The sequence below is a fragment of the Haliea sp. genome, from assembly GCF_040222615.1.
Classification (GTDB): Bacteria; Pseudomonadota; Gammaproteobacteria; order Pseudomonadales; family Halieaceae; genus Haliea.
On the sequence record NZ_JAVKCQ010000094.1, the window covers coordinates 1 to 8,528 of the forward strand.

The window sequence follows — 8,528 nt, forward strand, 5'->3', positions numbered from 1 at the left end:
ACAGACGCGCGGGGTGCCAATCAATATCTCGATGGCCGCGGCGCGTTTGCCATCCGGCGTCGGAATCAGCCGCTGCGAAACAAAAGCCACCAGGTTCAGTGACAGATCGAGAAACAGTTGCTTGTGGCGCTCATCAGGGAAAAAGTTGATGATGCGGTCCAGGGCCTGGTTGGCATTGTTGGCGTGCAGGGTGGAGATACACAGGTGCCCGGTCTCGGCGAAGGCGATCGCGTGCTCCATGGTCTCCCGGTCGCGGATCTCCCCGATCAGGATCACGTCCGGCGCCTGGCGCAGGGTGTTCTTCAGCGCGTTGTGCCAGTTCCGGGTATCGACCCCGACCTCGCGCTGATTGATGATGGATTTCTTGTGGTTGTGGACATACTCCACAGGGTCCTCGATGGTAACGATATGGCCGGCGCTGTTGCTGTTGCGATAGTCGATCAGCGCCGCCAGCGAGGTGGATTTGCCAGAGCCGGTGGCGCCCACGAACAGCACCAGGCCGCGCTTGCGCATCATCACTTCGGTCAGGATCTCCGGCAGGCGCAGATCCTTGTAGTTGGGAATCTCGGCAACTATGTTCCGCGCCACGATGCTGACCTCGTTGCGCTGCATGAAGATATTTACCCGAAACCGGCCAGACCCGGGTATTGAGGTCGCCAGGTTCATCTCCAGCTCCTGCTCGAAATCCGCGCGCTGGGTCGGGTCCATCAGCTCGTACGCAATCTCCTTGATTTCGCCGGGCTTGAGGCGCTCGCTGGCGATGGGTCGCAGCTGCCCCTGAAACTTGGCACAGGGCGGTGCCCCGGTGCTCAGGTAAAGATCCGAGCCATTCTCCGCCGCGAGCGTTTTCAGCCATTCAGTAATCCGCACTATTGCCTCCCCGGCACTGCACCAGACAGCCGACACTCTAGCATCCCTTGCGAAGCTGGCAATACAGCAGGCAGAAAATCCTATTCGACAGTCGCCTCAGCCAGTTCCCGGTCGAGCTGTTGGCTGGTCGCCAGCGGTGAACCGGTGCCCCGCGCCAGCAAGGCATAGGCCATGGGAATCAGGAACAGGGTAATCAGCGTTGCCACGGTCACCCCGCACATGATGACAACCCCGATTACCGTCCGTACCTCGTGCCCCGGCCCTCCGGATACCACCAGGGGCACGGCGCCGACCACCGTGGTGAAGGCGGTCATGATGATGGGCCGCAGCCGCCGTGCCGCGCCCCGCTGCACCGCTTCCATGAATTCGTAGCCGGCATCGCGCATCTGGTTGATGAACTCGACGATGAGGATGCCGTTCTTGGTCGCCAGCCCCACCAGCATGATCATCCCCACCTGGCTGTAGATATTCAGGGTCTGGTCAAACAGCCACAGCCCGCCCAGCCCCCCTGCCAGCGCAAGCGGCACAGTGAGCAGGATTATCGCGGGGTGCACGAAGGATTCAAACTGGGCGGCCATCACCAGGTACACCACCAGCAGGGCCAGCAGGAAGGTGAAGATGACCGCGTTGCTGCTGGTCTGGTACTCCAGGGACTCGCCTTTATAGTCGAAATTGGCGTTGGTTGGCAGTTCGGTGCGCACCAGGTCCTCCAGGTAGGCGAGGGCATCGCCCAGGGCGTAGCCCGGCGCCAGGCCCGAGGTAATGGTCAGGGCCCGCGCCCGGTTGTAGCGGTTCAGACTGCCGGCGTCAGCCTGTTCACGCACGGTCACCAGGCTGCCCAGGGGTACCAGCTCGCCGCTGCCGGCGGAGCGCACATAGATACTGCTGAGGTCGCCGAGGGTCCGCTGACTGTCGCGCTCACCTTCCACGATGACATCGTATTCGCGCCCGGCGAGGATGAAGGTCGTCACCCGGCGCGAGCCCAGCAGGGTCTCCAGGGCACGGCTGACATCAACCAGATTCACGCCGAGATCACCGGCCCGGTTGCGGTCGATGCTGACCCGCAGCTGGGGCTTGGTTGGCCGCAGGTCGGTGTCGGCCCCCACCAGCCCGGGATTCTCCGCTATGCGCTCCAGCAACAGGTCCTGCCACTGTGCCAGCTCCTCGAAACTGTCGCCGGTTACCACGAACTGCACCGGGTCACCGCTGCCGCGGCCGAGGCCACCGCCACCGCGGATGAAGGTGCGCGCGCCGGCAATGTCGTCGAGACGGCGCCGGGCATCGGCCTGGATTTCCACAGTAGACCTGCGGCCGCTGTCCCAGTCCGCCAACACCATCAGGGCAAAGCCGGCGTTAAAGGCCTCGCCGCCGCCAAAGGATGGTGCCCGTATCAGCAGCCGGCGGATATCCCCGGCCTCCACCAGCGGCAGCAACCGTCGCTCCACTTCCTCTATCTGGGTAACGGTGTATTCAAAGGATGAGCCCTCAGGCGTGCTCACGCCGAGAAACAGGATGTCGCGATCCTGTTCCGGGGCGTACTCCCGGGGCACTGCCTGGAAGGCCCACAGGGTCGCTCCCGTACTCACCAGCAATACCAGCAGGGTCAGCCAGCGATGGGGCAGGACAGCGGCGAGGCCGCGCTGGTAAACCCGCTCCAACCGCTCGCTGAGAGCCTCCACAGTGTCCGCCATACGATTGGAGATGTGCTCCCGGTCCAGCAGCTTGCTGCAGAGGGCCGGGGCCAGGGTCAGGGCGATGAAACTGGAAAAGATCACCGCCATGGCCATGGTGATGGCAAATTCACCAAACAGGCGGCCGATATCACCCTCCAGGAAGGTGATGGGCACGAAGACGGAGACCAGCACCAGGGTGGTCGCCACCACCGCAAAACCTACCTGGCGCGTGCCCCGGAACGCCGCCACCAGCGGCGACTCACCCTCCAGCAGGCGTCGATGCACGTTTTCCAGTACCACGATGCTGTCATCCACCACCAGGCCGATTGCCAGCACCAGCGCCAGCAGGGTCAACAGGTTGATGCTGTAATCCATCACCCACAGGGCCGCGAACGCCGCGACCAGCGAGATCGGTACCGTGATCGCGGGCACCAGCAGGCTGCGGGGATCCCCGAGGAACAGGAAGATCACCAGCACCACCAGCAGCGCGGCGATCACCAGGGTGGTATAGACCTCCTCGATCGCGGCGCGGACAAAAATGGCGTTGTCGAAGCTGGCGATGAGCTCCATACCCTGCGGGAGCTGGCGATTGATACGCTCGATCTCCTCCCACACCAGGTCGCTGACCGACAGCGCGTTGGCCGTGCTCTGCTTGATTACCCCCAGGCCCACCATCGGCTCGCCATTGCCCCGGAACAGGCTGCGGTGTTCAGCGCTGGCCAGCTCCACCCGGGCGACATCACCCAGGCGAACGAGGTAGCCGTCGTCGCTGCGGCGCAGCACCAGCTGGCGAAAATCACCGGCGGTTTCATAGCCGCGATCAACCCGCACGATAAAGTCCCGCTCCACCGATTTCAGGGTACCCGCGGGCAGCTCCACGTTCTGGGCCCGGACCGCGGCTTCCACATCCGCCACCGTGAGGTCCCGCGCCGCCAGGGCATTGCGGTCCAGCCAGATGCGCATGGCGTAGACCTGCTCGCCGGTAATGCGCACCCGGGCCACGCCCTCCAGCACCGAAAACCGGTCCTCCAGGTAGCGGCGGGCGTAGTCGGTCAGTTCCAGCGCATCCATGCCCGGCGCCACCAGGTGCGCCCAGAAGATCACCTCCTCGTCACTGGCGCTCTTGCTCACCTCCGGCGGCTCGGCTTCATCGGGCAGCTCACCGAGGATTCTCGCGACCCGGTCGCGCACATCGTTGGCCGCGTTGTCGATGTCGCGGTCGAGTTCAAACTCCAGGGTAATGTTGGAGCGCCCATCCAGGCTGCTGGAGGCCATGGTCTTGATTCCCTCAAGCCCCGCCAGCCGGTCCTCGATGATCTCGGTGATGCGGTTCTCCACCACGGCGGCAGAGGCGCCGGGGTAGAGGGTGGTGACATTGAGAATGGGCGGGTCAATATCCGGGTACTCGCGCAGGGGGAGCCGGTCAAAGGACAGAATGCCGAAGGCACACAGCAGCGCGGCGGCGACAATGGCCAGAACCGGGCGGCGGACAGAAACATCGGACAGCAACACCGCTAGTCTCCCACCAGCCGCACTTCGGCACTTTCCCCGGACAGGCGGCCCACGCCGTCGCGCACGACCCGGTCGCCCGCCGCTAGTCCGCCGACAACCTCGACCCAGCCGGGACGGCGCCCGCCGATCATCACTTCACGGCGCACCGCCTGACCGGCTGCAGCATCCAGGCGCCAGACGAAGTGCTGGGTGGAGCGCGACTCCAGGCTCTCCTCCGGCACCAGCAGCGCCTGTCGCTCCGGGCCACGGATGACCACCTCCAGCAACATTCCCGGGCGCAGGCGCTGGCCCGGGTTCAACACTTCCGCACGGGCGGTGATGGATCTGGCAACCGGGTCGACCCGACTGTCCAGGGCCGTGACGGTACCGGTGTAGGACCCTTCAAACGCGGGGGTAAGTGCCGTCACCGTCTGGCCCACCCGCAGAAAGCCCAGCCTGCGTTCCGGGACCGTGAAATCCAGGCGCAGGCGGGACAGGTCATCGAGGGTAGTCAGACGCTGGCCGGCGGTGACCAGGGCGCCCTCACTGACCAGGCGCAGCCCCAGGGTACCGGCAAAGGGCGCGACGATCGTACGATCGGCGATCCTGGAGTCCACCTCTTCAATGCGGTGGCGTGTCACCGACGCCAGGGTGCGGGCGCGATCCAGCTCGGTCTGGGCCACCTGGTTCTGGCGGGCGAGGTTCTCCAGCCGCCGCACCTCGCGCTCGGCGTCCGCGAGAGTCGCCTGCAGCTCGCGCCGGCTGGCCTGCTCCGCGTCCTGCCGCAGCACGGCCAGCACAGTGCCCTTCTCGACCTGCTGGCCATCGTCAAATTGCAGCGACTCGATCATCTGCGACACGCTGGCAGTGATATCCACCGACTCCCACGCACGCAGGGTGCCCAGGGCCTGGACCTCTTCATGGAATGGCTCCGCCACCACGGTATATGCGGTCACCGGCACTGGCGGGCGGGCGCGCTGCGCCGGGGTATCACCCGGTCCCGTCAGCTGCCAGGCCAGCAGCCCTCCCAGGCCGAGAATCACCAGCCATATCAACGCTTTCTTCATGCAACACTCCGCTCAACACCGGCACCGGACGGCCACCGGCCGGGAAAGCCCGGATCCGGCCGCGGGCTCATTATAGGAAGACCGCAGGGGCGCGACACCGGAATTACAATTTTTTACTTGAACTAACGAACAGTAGTAAGCTTCGCCGGGCTCACCTAGACTAAGAAACGACCACCCTGACAGGAGCACGCCTGTGGACAATACCCGCCCCACCCCCGTGAAAGAAGACATCGAAGGTACCCGACGCAAGCTGGAACAGTGGTTCCAGGAGCGCCGGGGCCACCCCGTTACTGTCTCCGACCTGCGGATCCCCGAAGGCTCCGGCATGTCCAACGTGACGCTGCTGTTCAATCTGCAGTGGGAGGAAAACGGAGCCACCCGCGAGGAGGCCTGTGTCGGCCGGCTGCAGCCGGAGATAGCGCGGCCGGTCTTTCCCAGCTACGACCTCGCCCCGCAATACCGGGTGATGGAGCGCCTGCAGGCGCACAGCGACATCCCGGTGCCGCCGCTGCGGGGGCTGGAAACGGACACCGGGCTGCTCGGGGTACAGTTCTACATCATGGAGCACATCGCGGGCCGCATTCCCACTGACATGCCGCCCTACAATATGGACGGCTGGCTGCTCCGGGACACTGCAGAACCGCAGCGCGCCGCGCTGTGGCGGGCCGCGGTGGACACCATGGCCCGCTTCCACCAGCTGGACTACCGCGCCCTGGGCTTTGCCGACCTCGAAGTGCCGGGGCAAACGCCCCTGCAGCAACAGCTGCGTTACTGGCAGGACTATCTGGACTGGGGGCTTGAGGGCCAGGGCCACCCCCTGGGGCAGGCGGCGCTGGACTGGCTGGTCGCCAACCAGCCTGCCGCGGAACCGGTGGTGCTGTGCTGGGGCGATGCGCGTATCGGCAATATGATTTTTACCGAGTCCCTCGACAGCGTCGCAGCTGTGCTGGACTGGGAGATGGCCGCGCTGGGCAACCCGCTGCAGGACCTGGCCTGGTTCAACTATATCGATTCCACCTTTGCCGAGGGCCTGGGCATGCCGCGCCTGCCGGGGCTGCCTAGCTACGAGGAGACCGTGGCCCAGTGGCAGCGGGCAACCGGCTACGATGTCGCCGCCTACGACTATTACCTGCTGTTCGCCGCCATGCGCTACGGCCTGATCATGTCGCGCATCATGCTCGCCACCGGCCAGGACGCGGAGGTGCAGGGAAACTTTGCCTGCCAGCTGCTGCGCAAGCACCTGGAGAGAATGGGGATTATCCAGGCAGGCAGCTAAGCGGCCCGACCTCGGCGGCCCCACCTGCGCGGCCCGACCTGCGCGGCCCGACCTAAAATCGGTCCTTGACGGTGAACAGGATCTGGCCGCCGCTGATAGCATCGTCCTTGACGAAGGGAAAGGCGAAATCGATGTGGACCACACTTCCCTTTTCCGCGCGGCTAGAGTTGAGGCGGATACCGAAACCGGCGTTGGCGAGAACACCGCCATTGCTGCCGTTGCCGCGATTCTCAAACCAGGCGCGCCCCACATCAATGAAGGCCACAAGCCCAACCTGGACCAGTCTGAAGGGATGCCAGTCCGAGTAATAGCGCTGCTCCAGGTTAAACACCAGGGAGCGGTCTCCCACCTGATAGTTGAGTTCATAGCCACGCAGGCCATTGTCGCCACCCAGGGTGAGCTGGCGCTCGCCGGTAAGCCCGTCGGTGTAATCGGCTCGCAGCCGACCGAAGACCATCCACTGCCGTGACTGCTTGTGGTGGTAGCGCGTCTCCGTTGTCCACCAGAGATTCTCGAATGCGCTGTCGTCGATGCCCCAGAAACCGCCCAGGCTGCTATCCAGCTGCCACAGGCGGCGCTCGTCGACCAGCAGGGTATTGCCGTAGTTGGCCCGCAACACCAGCTGGTCCCGGGTCGCACCCAGGGCTTCCGACGACCAGCCCAGGGCCCAGGAAAACCGCTCGCCGACATACACGTCCTCGGTGCGGCCCAGGTAATTGAAGTTGTGCAACTCCACAAACTGGTCACGGGTGGACTCGTAGGCGAGGTAGGGATAGCTGTACTCGCGCTCCTCCGGCAGCCGCGGTGGAGGAATGGGCGAATCGCTGAAATCAAAGCGGTGGGTTTCCAGCGTGTAGCCGAACAGCCAGCGTCCCACGCGCTCATCCTCGCGCACCTCCGCGGCAATGCCGCCAAAGACATTGGCGAATTCGACTTTGTGGTCGAACTCGGCGACTTCATCACCCCGGAACCAGAGCGCCTCTTCCAGCTCCATTCGGTTCAGGTCCAGACCGGCGGACCAGCTTTCGTACACCGAGAAGAACGGGCGCACAAAGCGCACCCCCTGCTCGTATCCGTCATCGTTGTCTGCCAGGGACAGCCGCATGCGCCAGCGCGAACCCGCCAGCGACGGGTCGAAGTAGCGGATGGTGTTGCCGGAGCGCTCTTCGTCGCTGTCGTGCTGGATGACGATCTGCTTGCCGGTGCCGAGGAAGTTGGCGTCCCGGAACCCGAACGCGGACTTGGTCTCGCCGCCGCTCCGGCTTACCGAGAGCATCGGGGTGAAGGTCCAGATATCGCGGGTGATAACCTCCAGGTCAACCACATTGCCGCAAACCCGCCACGGGCGCACGCTGGCATCGTAAACGAAGCCGAGATTGCGCAGGATGCGCTCCGACTCATCCACCCGGGCCTGGTTGTACTCTTCTCCCGCGCCAACCAGCAGATGGTCGTTGATCACCCACTCGCGGGTCACACTGTGGAAGTCGTTGGCCCAGCGATAAAGGGCATTGTTTTCCCTGGGGTCCTCCATGTCGAAGACCGCAAAGCGCTGCTGGCGGATGTGGCCGATGCGAGCACCGGGCGGGACAGCGCGGGCAAATTCGTCGTGGGCGGGCGATTCCTCGAAGCGGAAACTGGCGGATTCCGCCTGCGGGGTAACCTCGCGGCAGGCGCCGGGCCTCTCCGTCGCAGTCGCGAACGGCACCGCCAGCACCAACGACAGGAGGCAAATCCCCAGGGTTCCGGGAGGGGCAGAAAAGACACATCGCATAGCATCCATGCGCCTACGATAGCTGCTCTACCGCAACCACCACAATGGCCGCATGTCTGTACTCGCTTACGATAGGCGGCTAAACTTGGCCCCGGCCTTGCGGCGGGAGACGCTCCCGGCGTGCCCGCAACCCCAACAAGGAGTTCCGCTTGACCCCTCATTTGCAGAAGCAGTTGCAGACTCTGGCAGGACCCGGTTACCGAGAGCTTCTGCAGCGGATTCAGCGCGGCCTGGAAAAGGAAAGCCTGCGCATCACGCCCGAGGGTCGCCTGGCGCAAACACCCCACCCGGCGGGCCTGGGCTCGGCACTGACCCCCCCCACCCACACCACCGAATACACCGAGGCCCAGCGGGAAATCAACACCCCGGTCGACACCACC

General features: G+C 64.7%; 5 protein-coding genes and 1 pseudogene. 2 read left to right on the forward strand and 4 right to left on the reverse strand.

Annotation, left to right across the window (positions count from 1 at the left end; translation table 11 throughout):
• The 3 genes from RJQ10_RS07980 to RJQ10_RS07990 form a co-directional block, all read right to left on the reverse strand.
• On the reverse strand, window positions 1-873 hold an 873-nt coding region (locus RJQ10_RS07980; protein ID WP_502880223.1), incomplete at its 3' end, for a PilT/PilU family type 4a pilus ATPase.
• A 77-nt stretch (window positions 874-950) separates the two neighbouring features.
• The gene (locus tag RJQ10_RS07985) at window positions 951-4,055 is read right to left on the reverse strand and encodes an efflux RND transporter permease subunit (RefSeq protein ID WP_350145386.1); all 3,105 of its coding nucleotides are present in this window, start codon (window positions 4,053-4,055) and stop codon (window positions 951-953) included.
• Window positions 4,056-4,057: 2 nt separating this feature from the next.
• Entirely contained in the window at window positions 4,058-5,101 is a 1,044-nt protein-coding gene (locus RJQ10_RS07990; protein WP_350145388.1) for an efflux RND transporter periplasmic adaptor subunit, read from the reverse strand.
• A 193-nt stretch (window positions 5,102-5,294) separates the two neighbouring features.
• On the opposite strand from RJQ10_RS07990, the gene RJQ10_RS07995 reads away from it, so the two are divergent.
• Window positions 5,295-6,377: a phosphotransferase family protein gene (locus RJQ10_RS07995; protein WP_350145390.1), complete on the forward strand. Its 1,083-nt coding sequence runs from the start codon at window positions 5,295-5,297 to the stop codon at window positions 6,375-6,377.
• A gap of 52 nt (window positions 6,378-6,429) precedes the next feature.
• Here the strand turns inward: RJQ10_RS07995 and RJQ10_RS08000 are convergent, their stop codons facing one another.
• Window positions 6,430-8,082: a BamA/TamA family outer membrane protein gene (locus RJQ10_RS08000; RefSeq protein ID WP_350145392.1), complete on the reverse strand. Its 1,653-nt coding sequence runs from the start codon at window positions 8,080-8,082 to the stop codon at window positions 6,430-6,432.
• A 215-nt stretch (window positions 8,083-8,297) separates the two neighbouring features.
• Here RJQ10_RS08000 and RJQ10_RS08005 point away from each other — a divergent pair.
• Window positions 8,298-8,528: pseudogene (locus RJQ10_RS08005) on the forward strand (glutamate--cysteine ligase); the annotation flags it as partial.